At 61.6% G+C, this 18,790-nt stretch carries 18 protein-coding genes and 1 pseudogene; 14 read left to right on the top strand and 5 right to left on the bottom strand.

Translation table 11 applies throughout. The features are described 5' to 3' along the window. Positions 1-310: 310 nt before the first annotated feature. From LJE98_RS01650 to LJE98_RS01640, 3 genes are all read right to left on the bottom strand, one after another. Positions 311-1,081: an RNA polymerase sigma factor gene (locus LJE98_RS01650; protein ID WP_229572985.1), complete on the bottom strand. Its 771-nt coding sequence runs from the start codon at positions 1,079-1,081 to the stop codon at positions 311-313. 313 nt (positions 1,082-1,394) lie between these two features. Continuing rightward, positions 1,395-3,518, bottom strand: coding sequence for a sensor histidine kinase (locus LJE98_RS01645; protein WP_229572984.1), 2,124 nt, complete (start codon positions 3,516-3,518; stop codon positions 1,395-1,397). Continuing rightward, positions 3,515-4,255 carry a response regulator transcription factor gene (locus tag LJE98_RS01640; RefSeq protein WP_229572983.1) on the bottom strand — a complete coding sequence of 247 codons (741 nt, stop codon included), beginning with the start codon at positions 4,253-4,255 and terminating at the stop codon, positions 3,515-3,517. The genes LJE98_RS01645 and LJE98_RS01640 overlap by 4 nt, the downstream gene beginning before the upstream one ends. 262 nt (positions 4,256-4,517) lie before the next feature. On the opposite strand from LJE98_RS01640, the gene LJE98_RS01635 reads away from it, so the two are divergent. The 5 genes from LJE98_RS01635 (at position 4,518) to LJE98_RS01615 (ending at position 10,825) form a co-directional block, all read left to right on the top strand. Continuing rightward, a complete protein-coding gene (locus LJE98_RS01635; protein ID WP_229573871.1) occupies positions 4,518-5,492 on the top strand; it encodes an ABC transporter substrate-binding protein in 975 nt (324 codons plus the stop codon). 108 nt (positions 5,493-5,600) lie between these two features. After that, positions 5,601-6,626, top strand: a complete 1,026-nt coding sequence (locus LJE98_RS01630) for an ABC transporter substrate-binding protein (RefSeq protein ID WP_229572982.1) — start codon at positions 5,601-5,603, stop codon at positions 6,624-6,626. A 76-nt stretch (positions 6,627-6,702) separates the two neighbouring features. Then, positions 6,703-8,934, top strand: a complete 2,232-nt coding sequence (locus LJE98_RS01625; RefSeq protein WP_229572981.1) for an ABC transporter permease — start codon at positions 6,703-6,705, stop codon at positions 8,932-8,934. Continuing rightward, the gene (locus LJE98_RS01620) at positions 8,931-9,989 is read left to right on the top strand and encodes an ABC transporter ATP-binding protein (protein ID WP_229572980.1); all 1,059 of its coding nucleotides are present in this window, start codon (positions 8,931-8,933) and stop codon (positions 9,987-9,989) included. The genes LJE98_RS01625 and LJE98_RS01620 overlap by 4 nt, the downstream gene beginning before the upstream one ends. Positions 9,990-10,021: 32 nt before the next feature. Then, a complete protein-coding gene (locus LJE98_RS01615) occupies positions 10,022-10,825 on the top strand; it encodes an inositol monophosphatase family protein (RefSeq protein WP_229572979.1) in 804 nt (267 codons plus the stop codon). A gap of 79 nt (positions 10,826-10,904) precedes the next feature. Here LJE98_RS01615 and LJE98_RS01610 read toward each other — a convergent pair whose 3' ends face one another. Next, on the bottom strand, positions 10,905-11,804 hold the full coding sequence (locus tag LJE98_RS01610; protein ID WP_229572978.1) for a DMT family transporter: 900 nt from the start codon (positions 11,802-11,804) through the stop codon (positions 10,905-10,907). A 4-nt stretch (positions 11,805-11,808) separates the two neighbouring features. After that, positions 11,809-12,513, bottom strand: a complete 705-nt coding sequence (locus LJE98_RS01605; RefSeq protein ID WP_229572977.1) for an SDR family oxidoreductase — start codon at positions 12,511-12,513, stop codon at positions 11,809-11,811. A gap of 107 nt (positions 12,514-12,620) precedes the next feature. Here LJE98_RS01605 and gcvA point away from each other — a divergent pair, with 107 nt between their 5' ends. From gcvA to LJE98_RS01560, 9 genes and pseudogenes are all read left to right on the top strand, one after another. Beyond that, the gene (gene gcvA / locus LJE98_RS01600) at positions 12,621-13,505 is read left to right on the top strand and encodes a transcriptional regulator GcvA (RefSeq protein WP_229572976.1); all 885 of its coding nucleotides are present in this window, start codon (positions 12,621-12,623) and stop codon (positions 13,503-13,505) included. A 282-nt stretch (positions 13,506-13,787) separates the two neighbouring features. Continuing rightward, positions 13,788-14,506 (top strand): annotated as a pseudogene (locus LJE98_RS01595) (DUF993 family protein); the annotation flags it as partial. Positions 14,507-14,511: 5 nt separating this feature from the next. After that, on the top strand, positions 14,512-15,528 hold the full coding sequence (locus LJE98_RS01590; protein ID WP_229572975.1) for a LacI family DNA-binding transcriptional regulator: 1,017 nt from the start codon (positions 14,512-14,514) through the stop codon (positions 15,526-15,528). After that, positions 15,525-16,796 (top strand): glycerate kinase type-2 family protein, encoded by a 1,272-nt coding sequence (locus tag LJE98_RS01585; protein WP_229572974.1) that lies wholly within the window; start codon positions 15,525-15,527, stop codon positions 16,794-16,796. The genes LJE98_RS01590 and LJE98_RS01585 overlap by 4 nt, the downstream gene beginning before the upstream one ends. A 200-nt stretch (positions 16,797-16,996) precedes the next feature. Further along, complete coding sequence (locus LJE98_RS01580; protein ID WP_229572973.1) at positions 16,997-17,245, top strand: hypothetical protein; 249 nt, start codon at positions 16,997-16,999, stop codon at positions 17,243-17,245. Further along, the gene (locus LJE98_RS01575; RefSeq protein WP_229572972.1) at positions 17,242-17,529 is read left to right on the top strand and encodes a DUF1488 family protein; all 288 of its coding nucleotides are present in this window, start codon (positions 17,242-17,244) and stop codon (positions 17,527-17,529) included. The genes LJE98_RS01580 and LJE98_RS01575 overlap by 4 nt, the downstream gene beginning before the upstream one ends. A gap of 119 nt (positions 17,530-17,648) precedes the next feature. Continuing rightward, positions 17,649-17,951: a hypothetical protein gene (locus LJE98_RS01570; protein ID WP_229572971.1), complete on the top strand. Its 303-nt coding sequence runs from the start codon at positions 17,649-17,651 to the stop codon at positions 17,949-17,951. 246 nt (positions 17,952-18,197) lie between these two features. Beyond that, positions 18,198-18,476 (top strand): hypothetical protein, encoded by a 279-nt coding sequence (locus LJE98_RS01565; RefSeq protein ID WP_229572970.1) that lies wholly within the window; start codon positions 18,198-18,200, stop codon positions 18,474-18,476. A gap of 16 nt (positions 18,477-18,492) precedes the next feature. Next, positions 18,493-18,696, top strand: coding sequence for a hypothetical protein (locus LJE98_RS01560; protein WP_229572969.1), 204 nt, complete (start codon positions 18,493-18,495; stop codon positions 18,694-18,696). Positions 18,697-18,790: the final 94 nt, after the last annotated feature.

The raw sequence follows: 18,790 nt of genomic DNA, 5'->3' as shown, positions 1-18,790 counted from the left end.
TCGGCTCCTTGAAAGAACCATCGCGATCCGGATCTTTGAGACCAAGCGTTTGCAGGAGTTCGTCGGCCACGGGTCCCCGAACACTCTCGGAGATCAGGGTCCTGGTGATCTTCAGCCCGCCGACATAGCTTCTGCAGTTTTTGCATTGCGCCAGATGAAGAGACATCATCATCCGGGTCCGCATCGAACCCTCGCGATTGATGTAATCGCTGGCAATCTCTGGAATGTCTCTGCAACGCAACAATGTCGTTCGCCTCTTGGTCTAAACCCGGGCGGGTTCTGCCAGTAAGACTTGGCTTGACCGGGAACGTTACAGCATTCCTTTCACGCTTGCGTGATGCCCGGCATCCTTTCCGACAAGCAAGATTTCAATCTCATTGCGGATACGGGTGCGGGCGCGGTGCAGCATGACACGCTGGTTCTCAGGGGTGAGTTCGAGAAGCTCGCAGGTTTTCGCGGCATCATGACCCTCAACATCACGCATGATGAGAACCGCTTTCTGCGCGGGAGGAAGTCGATCGATCATCTCGCGAACATGGTTCCACAACTGTCGCCCGGCGAATATCCGCTCCGGGTTCAAGCCGTCGAAGGAGCGAGGTGCGTTGGCCCAGTGCCCTGTCGCATCGAAACGCGATGGCGACACGGTGTGCTTCTCATCGCCCTGATCATGGTCCTCGGCAAGAGGCGCATAGCGTCCTTCACGTTTGGCGTGGGTTTTCGCCTTGTTCAGCAGAATGGCGATAATCCAGGTCGACAGGGCAGCCTTGCCTTCAAATCTGGAGATGTTGGCAATGACCGAAAGCCAGGTTTCCTGAGCGACGTCTTCGGCCATTGCGCGGTTCTTCACGATGGTCTGCGCCAGGCCGACAAGGGCAGCCTGATGACGCTCGACGAGCAGACGCAGCGCCTCGGGGTCTCCACTGCGAAGCTGATCAAGAAACAGCCCGTCTGCGTGAATGCGCAGGCCGAAGCCGACTGCGGCGACGAAGAATGTGAAGCCCATATGTACTCCGATCACTGCGCGCTTACCCAACGCTGCGGAGCTACTAAACGTCGTTGAAGACAGGAAAGTAAAGGTCATGCAGGCCGGGTCTCGGGAAATTGAAGACCGTGTCCCACGACGTGGTCACCGGTGTCTTTCCGGCGGGGTCGGGTTGCTTGGCGTCAGGCTGAGGGCCATGACATTGCCCGCCGATGCAGTGGCGAGGCAATATAACTCCCGGGCGCCGGGGCGCCGTGGCATGGTTGGCATTAAGGCAAGCCAGGTGCAGCGACGGTGCGAAGACATGGGTGAGCCGAAAATCCTCTGATGACAACGAAACGCGCTCTGTCTCACGGGCTTGGATCCCGGACAGGCAACAGGCCTTCAACGGCGAGCTTGGGTCCACTCTGGTTCAGCCCGCCATGGCGTCATATCCGACTTTAACGGCAGGAAAACAAAGCTCGACACGTGTTCCTTCCCCGAGGCGGGATTCGATCCTGACTTCACCACCAGACTGGCGGACGAACCCATAGACCATGGCGAGCCCGAGGCCCGATCCCCCGGTTTTCGAGCGTGTCGTAAAATAGGGTTCCATCGCTTGATCCAGGACTTCAGGAGACATTCCGACCCCTTCGTCAATGACTGCGATGATGATGGTTTGGGAACTTTCCAATGCTTCCACGCGGATTGCTCCGCCGTCCGGCATGGCGGCCGATGCGTTGAGACACAGGTTGAGGATGGACTGCTCGAGCAGCGCGGGATCGAGGCTGACGGTTGGCAGATTGCCTGCAACTTTCAGCTCCAGCCGATTGCGGCTGCCGATCGCCATTTCCAGGACATCGGCCATCCCTTGAAGGATCGTGCCGACCTCGATCGAAGTCGGACGTATCTGCTGCTGGCTGCCGACGGACAACATGCTGGAGGCGAGCGCTCGCCCGCGCTCGGCAGCCTTGCGTATGCGTCCCAGGTGGCGCTTCTGCCGCTCCGTGAAACCAGGTTCTCGCTCAAGCAGGCCAAGGCTTCCGGTGATGATGCCGATCATGTTGCCGACCTCGTGGCTCACCTGATGTGTCATGCGCATCACGACATCCAGTCGCTGGGCGCGCGCCGCTTCCATCTCCTGGCGATCCAGGGCCGTCACGTCACGGGCAAGCAGCACCACCCCTCCGTCGGGTTGCCGTGATGCGGAAATCTCCACAACCTGGTCGTCGGCAAACCGGTGCCGCAGCATTTGACGCTCGACAAGCGACCCCCTCTCGTTTTCGGTCGGCATGAGCAAAGGATTGATCTCCGGGACCGTTCCGACGAAGCGCCGCAGCGACATCTTCCGCGACGATCCCGTCTGCCGCATGAGCTCGATGATGCGACGGTTCATGGTGATCGGTCGGCCTGCGGGATCAAAGAGCGCAATGCCTTCGTTCATCGTCCGGAATGTCGATCGGATTGTGCGGGCAGCCGCTTCGGCGGTTCGTCTCAGGCGGGACACACGATCCACGCTCTCCTTGAAAGCGCGAAAGGCGTCAAGCAAGCGGATCAGTTCCGTTTCGGTTCCGGCATAAACGGGCGGCCCCACATTTTCCTCTCCGCGCGCCAGCGCATTCATGCCGCGCGAGAGATCGCCTATTCCATGCGAAACCCGCATCACCGAGCGGATGGAGAGAATGGCAAGGATGACCACCGCGAAGGATGCCAGCGCGATCATGACGAGCAGCTGGCGCAAAGCGCTCGAGGTGGCTTCGAGGTTCTGGTTCAGCGCGCTGGCAACGAATGCGCTCTGGGTTTCCGTTGCATGGGAAAGGTCACGCGAAACCGTGTGCAGGCGCGAGACGGAGGCGCGGATGGTGAACATCTCGAGGAGGTAACGGGTCTGGGCCTCGAAGATCCGCCGATACGGTTCGAGCTGTTCAGGCGAGACCCGCAGGTCGGGGCTTGGTACCAGCATTCGGGCGGTCGTCTCGGCCACGAAGCGACGTTGAAGTTCCCCGAGCTGGAACAGACTGTCTGATGTCGAGGCGGATTGTGCGATGCCATTCAGGCGTTGCCGCAGATCCTGATCCTGGATCGTGCGAGCGGTCGCTATTTCTCCGAGGGCCACGGCCGCTTCAGCCTTGTGCTCTTGGGCGGCATCGGCATTTGCCGCAAGGGCCAGCGTCTGTGCTTCGATATCCTCGAGCAGTTCGATGATCCGGCGCGCACCGGCGCCTTGCAAGGTTACACCTGGCTGATCCGGTGCCATTGTCTCAAGCAGTGTCGCGACCTGTGCGACCACGGCACGGCTCTCGCTCGAAACACGGTAGGGAGACGTGGCATTCATCAGGAATGGCGCGCTGGAAACAAGGTCGGAAACTTGCCTGGAAACAAGTGAGGCCTTGGCGAGGCTTGTAAACGCCTGCACGCTATAGGCCGACATTTCGCTGCGCGCTCTTTGCAGGCCATAAATGGCGACGGTCGACAACAGGAGGACCGAGACGCAGATGAAGGCGATTGCAAAGGGCAATCGAAAGGCGATGGAGGAGAGGAAGGCGCGGTTGATCAAGGCGATGATCCGGCGTCGTCGATGTGCAGCACATAGCCCTTGCCGCGTCGTGTCTGGATATGGCTGGGCAGGTCGGGGTTGCGCTCGATCTTGCGCCGCAGCCGCAGCACCAGGACATCGACGTTCCGATCGACGAAGCGATCGGAATCAGCCCCCATCCGGTCGAGAATCTGTGCGCGGCTGACGGGCGAGTTCGGCGTCTCGGCGAGTATTTCCAGCAGGGCGAACTCGGCGGAGGTCAGTGTCTTCGTCGGATCGGTCAGGCAAACAGCCCGGCGTTGAGCGAGATCGATGGCCCATTCGCCGAGCCGCAGCGCTGCCGGCGTCTGTTCGCGGTCGCTCTCCCTGTCGTGGCGCAGTTGCGGATGGGTGCGTCGGAGAACGGCCTTGATCCGTGCGGTCAGTTCGTTCGGTTCGAACGGCTTGACGACATAGTCGTCGGCTGCGGTCTCCAGTCCGAGCACCCGATCGGTCGCGCTTCCCGCTGCCGTTACCATGACGATGCCGACATCGGTCTGGGCTCTCAGACGCTGCGCGAAGGCCCGACCGGACAGACCGGGCAGATTGTGATCGACCAGAACGAGTTGAACCGTCTCGTGCTGCAATCGCTCCTGCGCGATCTCGGCGGAGGGCGCGGTGATCGGGATCCAGCCCTCTGCCTCCACCAGATCGCAGATAAGCTCCGCCATATCCGGATCGTCCTCGACGATCAGAATTTTTACCTTCTGGTTCAACAAGTTGCAGTCCTCCCATCAGCATCATAACCGCGCCGGGCGAAAACGCCAAAGACTTGGTGGTTATCGGCAAGCGTCACAATTGTAACATTTGCAATCTCTGCAATGGGTGACGATGGTGCGGTGAAAGATCGGTAACCATATCCCGGCTTGCCTGCCCGGACCGTTATGGACATGCTTCATCTATTGGAACGGGGAGGTTCCAAGGGAGGACGACGTGAAGTTACTGACCGCCATCGGCGCCGGGTTTTTTGCAACCCTCGCCATGACCACCGCGACCCGTGGAGCCGACGCGCTGAACGTTCTTTGTGGCGTCGACGAAGTCTGGTGTGCCGTCATGGAGAAGACCTACGAGGCAAAGACCGGCCTTGCGGTCAACATGCCACGGATGAGCACCGGCGAAATACTCGATCGTGTTCGGGATGAGAAAGATCAGCCCACGGTTGACGTCTGGTGGGGTGGCACCGGGGTTACACACCTGCAGGCGGCCTATGAGGGACTGCTCGAACCCTACCGCCCGCAGCAGGAAGCTGACCTTCTGCCCTGGGCGCGGAATTTCTTCTCCCTGTCTGGTGGCACGGCCGTCGGCCTCTATGCCGGTGCACTCGGCTTCGCCTACAACGCGGATCTTCTCTCGGCTGCCGGTTTGCCGGCGCCCAACTGCTGGAAGGATCTCGCCAAGCCCATCTATCGCGGGCATATCCTGTCCGGCAATCCGCATTCCTCGGGCACGGCCTTCACAACCCTCGTCACGCTGGTGCAACTCCTCGGCGAAGACGAGGCATTTGTCTACATGCGCGAACTCGGCCGCAACATCACCGAATACACCAAGGCCGGTGCCGAGCCGGTCAAGGCGGCGGGCAGGGCAGAGATCACCATTGGCATCTCCTTCATGCATGATGCCGTCACTCAAAAGGAGGCGGGCGCTCCCCTCGTGATCGTCGCACCCTGCGAGGGTACCGGCTATGAAATCGGAGCCGTCAGCATCGTCAAGGGCAGTCGCAATCTGGAGGAGGCGCGCCGCTTCGTCGATTTTGCCCTGAGCCCGGATGGACAGGCAACCGGCGCCACCGCCGGCCAGAACCAGGTGCCATCCCACGCCAGGGCCATGCTGCCGCCTGCCGCTCCCGACATCTCGATGATCAAGATGGTGGACTATGATTTCGCCACCTTCGGTTCACCCGGACAGCGAAGTCGGCTGCTGAGCCGCTTCGACAGCGAGATCAACCCGACCAACTGAACCTTCAACAACTGGACGATCCCTCGATCGGCGCCTTTTCGGCACCGCCGCCGAAGGCTTGTCCATTGTCTTCGACTTCCATCAGACGCAAGCAACAGGAGGATACCCATGCGACTGACTATACTCTCCACTCTACTCTTCGCCGGCACGAGCTTGTCTGCCGGCTCGGCCTTGGCCGCCGGTGAGCTCAACCTCATCTGCGCTGCGGACGTCGTCATCTGCGAACAGATGCAGGGCGATTTCGAAAAGGCCCATGACATCAAGGTCAACATGGTTCGCATGTCTTCGGGCGAGGCCTATGCCAAGATCCGTGCAGAAGCCCGCAACCCAAAGACCGACCTCTGGTGGGCCGGCACCGGCGATCCCCATCTCCAGGCCGCTTCCGAGGGGCTGACGGAAGAATACAAGTCGCCGATGCTCGACGAGTTGCAGGATTGGGCGAAGAATCAGGCCGAAAGCTCGGGCTTCAAGACCGTCGGCGTCTATGCCGGGGCGCTCGGCTGGGGCTACAACACCGATATCTTCAAACAGAAGGGCTACAAGGAACCGGTCTGCTGGGCCGACCTCCTGGCGCCGGAACTGAAGGGCGAGATCCAGATCGCCAATCCCAATTCGTCCGGGACCGCCTATACGGCACTCGCCTCGCTCGTGCAGATCATGGGTGAAGACAAGGCCTTCGAATACCTGAAGGCGCTCAACGCCAACATCTCGCAGTACACCAAGTCCGGCTCCGCGCCGGTCAAGGCGGCTGCCCGTGGCGAAACCGGCCTCGGCATCGTCTTCATGCATGATGCCGTAGCTCAGACGGCCGAAGGGTTCCCCGTCAAGTCCATCGCACCTTGCGAGGGCACCGGCTACGAGATCGGCTCCATGTCGATCGTCAAGGGCGCCCGCAACATGGAGAACGCCAAGATCTGGTACGACTGGTCTCTGAAGCCGGAAGTGCAGTCGCGCATGAAGGACGCCAAGTCCTTCCAGCTTCCCTCGAACAAGACAGCCGAGATCCCCAAGGAAGCGCCGCGGTTCGAAGACATCAAGCTGATCGACTACGACTTCAAGTCCTATGGCGATCCGGAAAAGCGCAAGGCTCTGCTCGAGCGCTGGGATCGTGAGATTGGCGCCGTCGCCAACTGACGCTTGACCCTATCCGCCGGCGGCCTTTTGACCGCCGGCCCATCTCCTTCTCGCGAATTTACTGATGAGGTCGACCATGAGACATGGCAACCGCAGACTGGACCTGTTGCTGGCCTTTGGCGCCGCGTCCTTCTTGATGCTTCCCTGGTATAGGCTGGATAGCGGCTTCTTCGGCCTTGGCTGGCTCGGCGATTACCCGTTGTCGGAGCAAAGCGCGCCAGGGGTCCTTCAGCTTTTGGGTCACGGCCGCCTCTGGCTTCTTGGTGTTGTCCTCTTCTTCGGGCTCGGCTTCGCCGCCCGGTTCATCGCCGACCCGATGCGCCGTGGAGCCTTCTTCTCGGCCGCAGGCGCTGCGGGTCTCGTCTATCTCTGCCTGCAGGGACTTGCGGTTGGCTTCTCCGGCTGGACCTGGGCGATCAGCGAAACCCTTTTCGGACCACTCTCCGACGGTCAGGCCTCCATGGGCGCCGGTGCCGTCACCATGGCGATCGTCTTCGTGCTCATGTTCGCCTTCGGCCTTGTCGAGCGTGGGGTCATGAAAGGCGACGCCTTCGTCGTCGGCTCAATCTCGCTGCTCGTGTTTCTGGTCTTTGTGTTCGTTTTCTATCCGATTGGCAGCATGCTCGTCGCTGCCGTCCAAGATTTCGACGGTTCCTTCAAACCGGACGGTTTCATCCGCAATCTGCAGGATCCGGGTATCTGGAGCCTCAGCTGCCTGATCGGCGACGGACGCTGTGGCGTCGCCTGGCGCACCTTCACGCTTGCCATCATGACGGCGTCTGCCTCCACTCTGCTGGGCTTGGCCTTCGCGCTCGTCGCGACCCGCACCCGCTTCCCCTTCAAGAAGGGTCTGCGCCTTCTGACCGTTCTGCCGATCATCACGCCACCCTTCGTCATCGGTCTTGCGCTCGTGCTGCTCTTTGGCCGGGCGGGCGTTGTCACCGAAGCCCTGTCGAGCCTCTTCGGCATCGAACCGGGTCGCTGGCTCTATGGCCTGACCGGCATCTGGATCGCCCAGGTCCTGTCCTTCACCCCGATCTCGTTCCTTGTCCTGATCGGCGTTGTCGAGGGCGTCAGTCCCTCGATGGAGGAAGCCTCGCAGACACTTCGTGCCGACCGCTGGCGCACCTTCTGGCGCGTCTCGCTGCCCCTGATGAAGCCGGGTCTGGCCAATGCCTTCCTGATCGGCTTCATCGAGAGCATGGCCGACTTCGGCAATCCGCTGGTGCTCGGCGGCAGCAATGGCGTGCTCTCGACCGAAATTTTCTTCGCCGTGGTCGGCTCGCAGAACGATCCATCCCGCGCGGCTGTCCTCGCGCTTGTCCTCCTGTTCTTTACCCTGTCGGCCTTTCTCGCCCAGCGCGTCTGGCTGTCCGGCAAGAATTTCGCCACCGTCACCGGCAAGGGGGACAGCGGCGCTCATATCGCCCTGCCGCGCAGCATCTCCATCGGCGTGCATGCGATCGTGATCCCGTGGATGGTCTTCACCGTCGTCGTCTACGGCATGATCCTCGTCGGGGGCTTCGTCACCACCTGGGGCCTGGACAACACACTGACCCTCGAACACTACGCCCGCGCGTTTTCCGTGAGCATCCAGAACGGTTCGATCGCCTGGACGGGTGTCGCCTGGAATTCCTTCTGGACGACCATGGAGATTGCCCTCATCTCCGCGCCGCTGACGGCGGCCGTCGGCTTGCTGACCGCCTACATCATCGTCCGGCAGAAGTTCGCCGGCCGGAACCTCTTCGAGTTCGCCCTGATGATGAGCTTTGCCATTCCCGGAACGGTCATCGGCGTCAGCTACATCATGGCCTTCAACCTGCCGCCGCTTGAAATGACGGGCTCGGCACTGATCCTGATCGCCTGCTTCGTTTTCCGCAACATGCCGGTCGGCGTGCGCGGCGGGATCGCGGCGATGAGCCAGCTCGACAAGAGCCTGGATGAAGCTTCGCTGACGCTGCGGGCCGACAGCTTCCGCACGGTGCGCAAGATCATCCTCCCGCTCTTGAGGCCGGCCATCACCGCTGCACTCGTCTATTCCTTCGTGCGGGCCATCACCTCGATCAGCGCTGTGATCTTCCTGGTCAGCGCCGAACACAACATGGCGACCTCCTACATCGTCGGCCTCGTCGAAAACGGCGAATACGGGGTGGCAATCGCCTATTCCTCGATGCTGATCGTCGTGATGATCACGGTCATTGCCGGCTTCCAGCTCCTTGTCGGCGAACGCAAGCTTCGCCGCGAAAATCGTGTTGCCGGTCTCGGCAACAACAATCCCGTTCCTCTCGGTCAGGAGAAAACCGCATGATCGCCGTCAAAGCCGGATCCGTCACGTTCCAGAATGTCCGCAAGACCTTCGGTGCCTTCACCGCCATTCACGACCTTTCCCTCACCATCGAGCCCGGGACCTTGGTGACCCTGCTCGGGCCCTCCGGTTGCGGCAAGACGACAACATTGCGGATGCTGGCAGGTCTGGAACATCCGACATCCGGAAAGATCCTGATCGGTGGCAAGGATGTCACCATGCTGCCCGCCAACGAACGCGACGTCTCGATGGTCTTCCAGTCCTATGCGCTTTTTCCGCACATGACCTCGCTCGAAAACGTCGCCTATGGCCTGCAGTCGTCCGGCTTGGCCAAGAAGGAAGCGCGTGAGAAGGCCGAAGAGGGTCTCAAGCTTGTGGGCCTCGCCGGTATGGGGCACCGCCTTCCGGCAGAGCTTTCGGGCGGCCAGCAGCAGCGTGTCGCTGTCGCCCGTGCCCTGGTTCTGGAGCCGCAGGTGCTGCTGCTCGACGAGCCGCTTTCCAATCTCGATGCACGTCTGAGGCGTCGTGTCCGCACCGAAATCCGCGATCTCCAGCAGCGTCTCGGCTTTACCGCCGTCTACGTCACCCATGACCAGGACGAGGCGCTCGCTGTCTCGGACCGGATCATCGTGATGAAGGACGGCGAGATCGCGCAGTCGGGTGCGCCGCGTGAACTCTACGAAGCGCCGGCCTCGCCTTTCATCGCCGATTTCATGGGGGAGGCGAATGTGCTGCCCTGCGAGGTCGTGCACTCCGATGGCAGCGAAGTCCTTGTGCGCGTCAGCAATCTCGAGCATCGGCTGCAGTCCAAAGCAGGCCAGGGCCCAGCCAAACTTGCAGTCCGCCCCGGTTCCATCCGGATCGGCTCTGCCGGCGCAGACGGTCTGAAGGGGCGCATCCTTCACTCTGCCTATCTTGGCGGCCACGTCGAATACGAGGTCGAAACCGATGTCGGAACGCTCTTTGTGATCGATCACGATGTCGATCATGCCCATGCCGCCACGAGCGACGTCACACTGGCGTTCAAGAACCGTGGCATTGCCGTCATCAGCGGCTGAAACCGATTTCACAAAGTTCAAGGATAAAGAGAATGACGGTAAATGACACGGCGCTCGCGGCGCGTTTCTCCCTCGCCAGGACGCTGGCAGCCGAAGCGGGGGCTATGGCGCTCGACTACTTCAACCGGCGCGATACGCTGGTGATCGAAACGAAGCGCGATCTTCAGGACGTGGTGTCCATCGCCGACCGCAACGTCGAGACCTTCCTCAAGACGCGTGTTGCTGAAATCTATGCGAATGACGGGTTCCTGGGAGAGGAGTTCGGCCATGACGAAGGCACCTCCGGTTTCACCTGGGTCGTCGATCCGATCGACGGCACGGCACCCTTCGTCAACGGCATGCCCACCTGGTGTGTCTCCGTCGCCATCGTTCGCGATGGTGAACCGGTCGTCGGCGTGATCCATGTGCCCTGCTCGGATGAGCTTTACGCCTCGGCCCTCGGTTTCGGTGCGACGCTGAATGACCTGCCCCTGCGTCTCGATCCCACCCGCAATTTGCAGAATGCGATGACGGGGATCGGCTGCAACAACTACGTCACCCCCGAACGCGTCGGCGCCATTATCGCCGGTCTGATGGAGCGTGGCGGCAACTTCATCCGCAACGGTTCGGGTGCACTGATGCTCGCCTATGTCGCCGCTGGTCGCCTGGTTGGGTACTATGAGCCCCACATGCGCGCCTGGGACTGCATGGCGGGTTTCTGCCTGGTGCGCGAAGCCGGCGGCAAGAACCTTCACTTCCCGGGCGCGGGCGCCGAATTCCTGAATGGACATCCGGTGCTCGCCGCCAACCCGTCATGTTATGACGAACTCCTGCAGCTTCACACGAGCAATCTGTGACACCCATGCGGTCCCGCTGACCGTTGCGGCGAGGCGTGCTCCGCCTGCCGCAACGTCTCGCCCGCCGCTCCGCCCATGCTCAAAGGCGTTGTGCTCTGTACCCCCGCACTGAAGACCACTGGATCAGCCCGACACCGGCCAGAATCGAGACAAGTGCGATATATCCCGAAAGCGGGATCGTCTCACCCACGAGCGCCACGCCGATCAGGAGAGCCACGACCGGCGGTACGTAAGTGACGCTGGACGCAGCCAGCGCACCGAGATTCTCGACGATGTGGTAGTAGGCGACATAGGCCAGACCCGTGCCGCAAAGGCCAAGACCGAGGATCAGCCCTGCGGCTGCGCGATGGTCATCGAACACGGCGCCAATTCCCTGCAACGGTGTCACAAGTACCAGAAGCACCATGCCGATACCAATCTGCCATGTCGTCAGGGCTGCGGCCGGAAGCTTCAGCGGGCTGATGAACTTGCGTGAATAGACGAAGGAACAGCCGACACTGAGCGATCCGCCGATCATCCAGCCGATGCCGTCAATGTCGATCTGCCCCGTTGCGGACCACGGTTGCGCGACCAGAAGCACGCCAAGAAAGCCGAGGACCAACCCTGCCATCTTCCCCATGCCAAGCGGCTCCTCGCGCAGGAACAGGAAGGCGCAGACAAGCGTGAACAGAGGGATCGCCCCGCTGAGCATGCCCGCAACACCCGAGGGCAGAAGCACCGTTCCACGGGCGAATGCATAGTAGTAGAGCGCAGTTGCGAGCAGCGCCATGATGACGAAGTGGTGGCCGTGGCGAAGCTGGCTCCATCTCAGATCGCCCCGCCAGAGCGCGTAGACGACGACGGGAATGAAGCCGAAGATGACGCGCAACAGCGTGATCTGCACCGGCGTGATATGAAGAGCCGCCCATTTGACGAAGATGAAGTTGCTCCCCCAGACGAGGCCGAGAAAGCAGAAGGCGACAAGTGCAGAATTCCTCATAGAATTATACGGACCTCGTCACGCCGCCATCGACACGAATGTTCTGGCCGGTAATGTAGGCCGCACCATCCGAGGCGAGGAACGAAACGGTCGCCGCAATCTCCTCGCTTGTGCCGTAGCGCTTCATCGGCACGCTGTCGCGCCGTTCCTCGGTGGCCGGAAGGCTGTCGATCCAGCCCGGCAGGACATTGTTCATGCGGATGCCTTCTGCGGCATAGGTGTCGGCAAACACCTTGGAGAAGGAGGCAAGGCCCGCCCGGGCGACGGCGGATGTCGGAAACATCGCGCTCGGCTCGAACGCCCAGGTGGTGGAAATGTTGATGATGGACCCGGATTTCTGGCTCTGCATGATAGGCGTCACCAATCTTGTCGGACGCACCGCGTTCAGGAAGTAGACATCGATCCCGGCATGCCAGTCCTCGTCGGTGATTTCGAGGATCGGCTTCCTCGGGCCGTGGCCAGCACTGTTGACCAGAACATCGATGCGGCCCCAACGGTCCATGGTGCCGTCGATCAGCCGCTTGAGGTCGTCGTTCGACTGGTTCGATCCCGTAACTCCCAGGCCACCGAGTTCCTGCGCCAGCGCTTCGCCCTTGCCCGACGACGACAGGATGGCCACTTTGAACCCATCAGCGGCCAGACGTCGGGCTGATGCCGCCCCCATACCGGAGCCGCCAGCAACCACCACCGCCACTTTTCCTGCAGACATGTCGATCTCCTTCGTTGGAATTTGCGTTACCTGTTCACGGTGATAGCATGTTGCGAAAGCGCAAACGAACCAGAACGATGCGCATCATCCAGTAGAAAAACTATTCAATGGCTGACGATACAAGGCGGCTTCCTCCCCTCAATGCGCTCCGGGCCTTCGAAGCGGCATCGCGACATCTGAACTTTCGGCTTGCGGCTGAAGAACTCGGGGTGACGCAAGGCGCGGTGGCCCAGCAGGTCCGCGGTCTTGAAGCGGTCCTGGGGCTGAAACTCTTCGACCGCCGCGCAAGGACAATCGCGCTTACCGAACCGGGGAGAAGCTACGTCAGCAATATCAGCCGCGCTTTCGAGCTGATCTCCGATGCGACCGACGCTCTGAAACCAGAACCCCGCCACCTGACCATCAGCGTTACACCAACCTTTGCATCGCGCTGGCTGATCCCGCGATTGCCGGACTTCACGGAAGCGCACCCCGATATCGACCTGCGAATCCTCGCGACGGATCGGATCTCCAATTTCCAGACGGATGCGGTAGATCTGGCCGTGCGCTACGGCCGGCCGCCTTTCGGCCCTGGCCTCGTTGCCGACCTTCTGTTCGAGCAGGTGCTCGTTGCGGTAGCCAGTCCGCTGCTGATCGACAAGCTCGGACCACCCAATGAGCTCGACAACCTCAGGCACTATGCGCTCTTGCATGATTCCCATGATCTTTGGCCGCAATATCTGGAGGCCGCCTTTCCGACTGGTTCGGTCGCAACGGGCAAGAACATCCGGTTCAACCAGACCTCTTTGGCCATTGAGGCGGCAGTGGCCGGACAGGGCCTTGCTCTCGCCAGCCTCTTTTTCGTGAGGCATGACCTGGAGTCGCGTCGCCTTGTCCAACCGCTGAAGGAAGAGCTGAGGGTCGGCGCGGATTTCTATCTCGTTTCCCCGCGAAAACCCCGTTATCCGGCGGCGGTCCGGGAGGTTCGAGAGTGGATGAACGCACGCCGTTGAAGGCATCGGGCCTTTCGCCCGTGAGTTCGCCACCACCTGATAGTCTCTGAAGGAGTGAAAGCGGCGCATCGGGGAATTTTTTTGTCTCGAACTGGCCGGCCGATCTGCAGACGCGGGCATCAAAACCCGGGCGAAGCGCTGTGGTAAGGCGCCGCACAAGTCGCGCGGACGGCGTCGACGTGAGAAACTGGCACGTCATTCTTCAACAGATTTGGGCCTCCGTCATCCGCACGCGCGGCCGGCTGCTTTCCCTGCGCCTGCATCACGCCGTCTATTTCGGCCGGCGGGCAGTTGATCCTGATGGCATCCCGCGCCTTCCCCGCCATGGACGCGGGGCCTGATGTCTACCGATCCGTCTATCGCCGGCTGATCGACGGCGCGCGTGAGCCTGTCATCCTGCACTGGCTGGGCGATATGTTCGACCCGGCGCTGAAAGGCTATTGGGGCAGCGGAAACGTCGCCGAAGCGAGTGACTTCGTCCTTGACCTGATCAGCGAGAACCCGGCCAAGGTCGACGGCATCAAGATCTCGCTGCTTGACCAGGCGCATGAAGAGGCGTTTCGCGCGCGCCTGCCGGAGGCGTGCGTCTCTATACGGGCGACGACTTCAACTATGCCGACCTGATTGCCGGTGATGGTCAGCATTATTCCCATGCGCTGCTCGGCATTTTTGCAGCCATTGCCCCGGCAGCCTCGCAGGCGCTGGACGCACTGGCCGCGAGTGACCTTGAGACCTATCACCGCCTGCTCGCGCCGACCGTGCCGCTCAGCCGGGAAATCTTCCGCGCCCCGACCCGCTTCTACAAGGCCGGTATCGCCTTTCTCGCCTGGCTGAATGGCCATCAACGCCACTTCATCATGCCGGCGGGCTTTCAGTCCAGCCGTGACATCGTCCACTATGCGCAGGTCTTCCGGCTCGCCGATCAGGCAAATCTGCTTGCCGATCCAGAGCTTGCCGTGAGAAGGATGCGGGTCTTGGCGGAGCTGAACGGGATAGACTGACGGGCATGGAACGGCGGCCGACGATCATCGATGTGGCGCGCGTGGCGGGGATTTCCAAATCCACCGTCAGCCTCGTCCTGCAGAACAGCCCGCTCGTCAAGGACGAGACGCGCCGCCTCGTGCGCGAGGCCATGGACAAGGTCGGCTACGTCTACAACAGGGCCGCCGCCAACCTCCGCTCGTCGAACGTGGGGCTGATCGGCTTGGTCATCAACGACTTGCGAAATCCGTTCTTCACCGAATTTGCCACCTCGCTCCAGATGGCGCTCTCGGCTCGGGGCTACGCCACGGTCGTCGCGAACACCGATGAAGACCCGGCCGTGCAGGCCCAGGTGGTCGGCGCCATGATCGAGCACGGCGTTTCCGCGCTCGTCCTGTCTCCTGCCTATGGTGACGACGGGGGTGTCTTCGATGCCATCGCGCGCGGCGGCATTCCGACCATGCAGGTACTCCGCAAGGTCGATCCCCGCGTCGAGCAGTTTCCCTTTGCCGCGCCCGACTATCGGCTGGGCAGCCTTCTGGCAACGCAGCATCTCCTCTCCTTTGCGCCGCGCCGCATCGCCTTTGTCGGTGGATTGGCGGACCGCGCCGTCACGCGGGAACGCATGACCGGTTACGTCGAAGCCCTGGCCGAAGCCGGCATGGAGCCGTTTGTCCTGTCGGGCAGGGCGAGCCGCACCTTCGGCAGCGAAGCAGCCGAGGAGCTTGCGCGGACGCATCCGGAAATCGATGCGGCGATCTGCTTCAACGATCTCGTCGCACTCGGCATGCTCTCGGGCTTTGCCAGGCTGAACCGCAAGGTCGGGCAGGATTTCCGCATGGTCGGATTCGACGATATCGAGGAATGCAGCCAGGTGTTTCCAACCCTCTCGACAGTTCATTGCGGCATCGCGGAGTTTGGCCGCAGCATCGCCGCCACGATCCTGGGCTGGCTGGAAGAGGGGAAGCGCCCCGAACCGGAAACCTTGACGGCGGTGGAGCTTGTGATCCGCGACACCAGTGGCCTAGGGGACGTTCCATGATCGATCGACCGCACCTCTTTCTCCGGCGCCTGTTCGATCGGGCCGTCGAAGTCGCAGATCCCATGCGCTCGCTCAGGGATTTCCTCCCCGAGAAACCGAAGGGACGCGTGATCGTCATCGGCGCCGGCAAGGCGAGTGCGCGCATGGCCGAAGCCGTCGAGGCGGCCTGGGGTCCCTGCGAGGGCCTGGTCATCACGCGCTACGGCTATGCCCGTCCCTGTCGGGGGATCGAGGTTGTCGAGGCAGCCCATCCGGTGCCGGATCAGGCTGGTCTCGAGGCGACCGCACGCATGCTCACGCTGGTTGAAAGCGCAAAGGAGGGGGATCTTGTCCTCGCACTGATTTCCGGTGGCGCTTCAGCCTTGCTGGTCCAGCCGGTGCCCGGCGTGTCGCTTGCCGAGAAGCAGGCGGTCAACCAGGCGCTTCTGGCCTCTGGCGCGCCGATCGACCGGATGAACACGGTGCGCAAGCATCTGAGCCGGGTCAAGGGCGGCCAACTGGCGGCCGCCGCCTGGCCGGCTGATCTGCTCGCGCTGATCATCTCGGACGTGCCGGGAGATGATCCGGCTTTCATCGGCTCCGGACCGACTGTTGGTGATCCCTCGACACCGGACGATGCCCTTGCGGTGATCGATCGGTGGAAGGTCGATGTCGCGGCTTCCATTCGTGACGCCCTGTCGCATGGGTCGGGTGTCGTAAAGCCCGACGATCCCCGCCTTGCGCGTACCCGAAACGTCATTTATGCCGCGCCACGGCAATCGCTGGAGGCCGCCGCAACTTTTGCCCGAGAAGCCGGTTGCGACGTGCATCTCCTGGGCGACGCGCTCGAAGGAGAGGCGCGAATGGCAGCCGAAGCGCAGGCGAAAGAGACGTTGGCTCTGCAATCCGGCATGATGGCAGGCGATCCGCCGATCCTCCTTCTGTCAGGTGGAGAGCTGACGGTGACCCGCCGTGGCGATGGTATTGGCGGACCGAATGCCGAGTTCTGCCTCGCGCTTGCGCTGGCGCTGGATGGCGCACAGGGCATTCATGCCCTGGCCTGTGATACGGACGGCGTGGATGGCGCCGCCGAAGTTGCCGGTGCCGCCATTGGACCAGACACCTTGAAGATTGCGGCCGCGCGCAAGGTCGATCCTCGGCTCGCCCTTGATCGGAACGACGCCCATTCCTTCTTCGGTTCAATCGACGCGCAGGTCGTCACCGGCCCCACGCTCACCAATGTCAACGACTTCCGCGCCATCCTGGTGCAGTCGCCACGCGCTGGGTGAAGACGGGACCAGCGCCGCAACTCCGTCATCGAGCGTGACGGGAATAGATGAGTGGTCACACGACCACGCCCTATGGATGTTTCCCGGAGGCTCTTGCAAGTTCTGATAAGTGGGCCCATATACATGGAAGTGGCAGCCATTGAACGGGCACTGCCATTTTCTGGGCGGCACTCACCCTGGCCCTAATATAGGAGGACGTCATGTCTTCCGACCTTCATCAGCCTATCGGCAGCTTCGACATCAGCATCATCAGAAATGCGCTCCGGCATGCCGGATTTCGCTACGAAGAACCACTGTGCGAGTTGGACCGCGGCGCGGCGCGCCATGCAATCACCCTTTACCAGAAGGGCTTGCGTCGATCCGGCGACCTGGTTCCTGCGGTCAACCTCTGGGCGGATGAAGCAGTCGACGCGCGCTTGAAGAGCAGCGGTCAGGAAACGAGCCAATGACTCTTGCCTTTCCCAATCCGACGCGTGCCTACGACGAGACCCGCGGTCTCATCCGTTTCATCGGACACGACGGCCTGAACCAGGTTCTGTTTCTGTTGCCTGTCGTACTCTTTGATCGTGACGGGGCGACAAACCGTGGGAAGGAACACGACTATCTTCTGGCATTCGATCGCCTGCGGGACCGCATCCTTGCGACAGCGAGGCAAGCCTATCAGTCCCGACGACGACATACGATCGAACTCGATCTCAGTGCATTCGGGTCGTCCCTCCAGTCGGCGACCTGACGACGCCAATCAGCGCGCTTCGAAAGCTCGAAAGAGGAGTAAGTCATGGTCGATCGTGAGCAATCCACTGCAGTGATCTTCCAGGATGACTGCCTTGGGCAGACTTCTGGCCTCCCTCCATGCTGAGGAAAAATCCGCCAGAGGGTGAACAAAAGCTGGTTGACCAGGCGCTGCTGCGTGCGCTGCTTCATCGCTCCAATTACTCGAGCGCGGATCTCCGGGCGCACTCCGGTGGCAACCACGCAAGAGAGGTCGTGATCATCAACCGCATTCGCGAGGGAATGGTGACGAGCACTACGCAGGCAGCCGTCCGGGCCAATGTCGTTTTCACGGAAGCGGCGGATCTGTTGCGCTGGGAAGGCGAGGGCGGAAGTCCATCGACCAACGATCAGGCCGTCACGCCCGAAAGGCGAGGTAGCTGATGCAGCCTTCGGACAAGGTGATCGTACTGGCTGACATTCGCAAGAAACGGATCGCTTCGGCGACATGCCGGCCGAACGTCTTCGAGATCAGGACAGGGGCTGGGAAGCGGCCGGATTGCAGTATCCATCCGTTTACCGCGCGGCCCGGTGTTCCGCCGAAACAGGTCTGATGAACACTGAGGTCGCATTTCGATCTGATCTCTGAACCGCCACCAATTGGCACGGTCCCCCGCAAAGGAGTCTCACATGTTTACGCGAACGAAGACGAGAACCGTGCATTTCGATGCGCCCTTCACCCTGACCGGTCTGGAGGGTGTCCATGCGCCCGGCGACTACCAGGTGCAGGACGACGAGGAACAGATCACCGGAATCTCCTGGCTCGCCTATCGCCACGTGGCCACCGTCATGGAAATCGTTGCCGGCAAGAAGCGGAGTCTGGTCCCGATCGATCCCTCGGAGCTGGATGCCGCTCTCGACATGGACAGGGTCCTGTCCGGCCAGAAAAGTCTCAACACAACACACTGATGATTGGAAAAATCCCATGCCTTCTCACCGTTTTACCGTCGGCCAAGTGGTTCGTCTCGTAAGCACCAAGGGTCTGTCACCGGCCGCCGCCGTCACCTACACGATCGAGGCTCCCATGCCGGCCTATCTGAACAGCCCGCAGTACCGGCTCTGGAATGCCGAGCTTCACCAGGGGCGCGTCGCCCTGGAGCGGGATCTGGAGCCTGTCGGATCCGCGTGATCCCGATGCCTGAGCGCGTGAATCCACCATGCGGCCGCGCTGTGCGTCCCTGGCTTTTTTGGCGAGACCTCGCCACCATGTTCTGGAGGGAACG

This window comes from Rhizobium sp. 'Codium 1', from assembly GCF_020889605.1.
Taxonomy (GTDB): domain Bacteria; phylum Pseudomonadota; class Alphaproteobacteria; order Rhizobiales; family Rhizobiaceae; genus Allorhizobium; species Allorhizobium algae.
The sequence above is the reverse complement of the archived record's forward strand: the minus strand, read 5'-3'. Positions and strand labels throughout refer to the sequence as shown.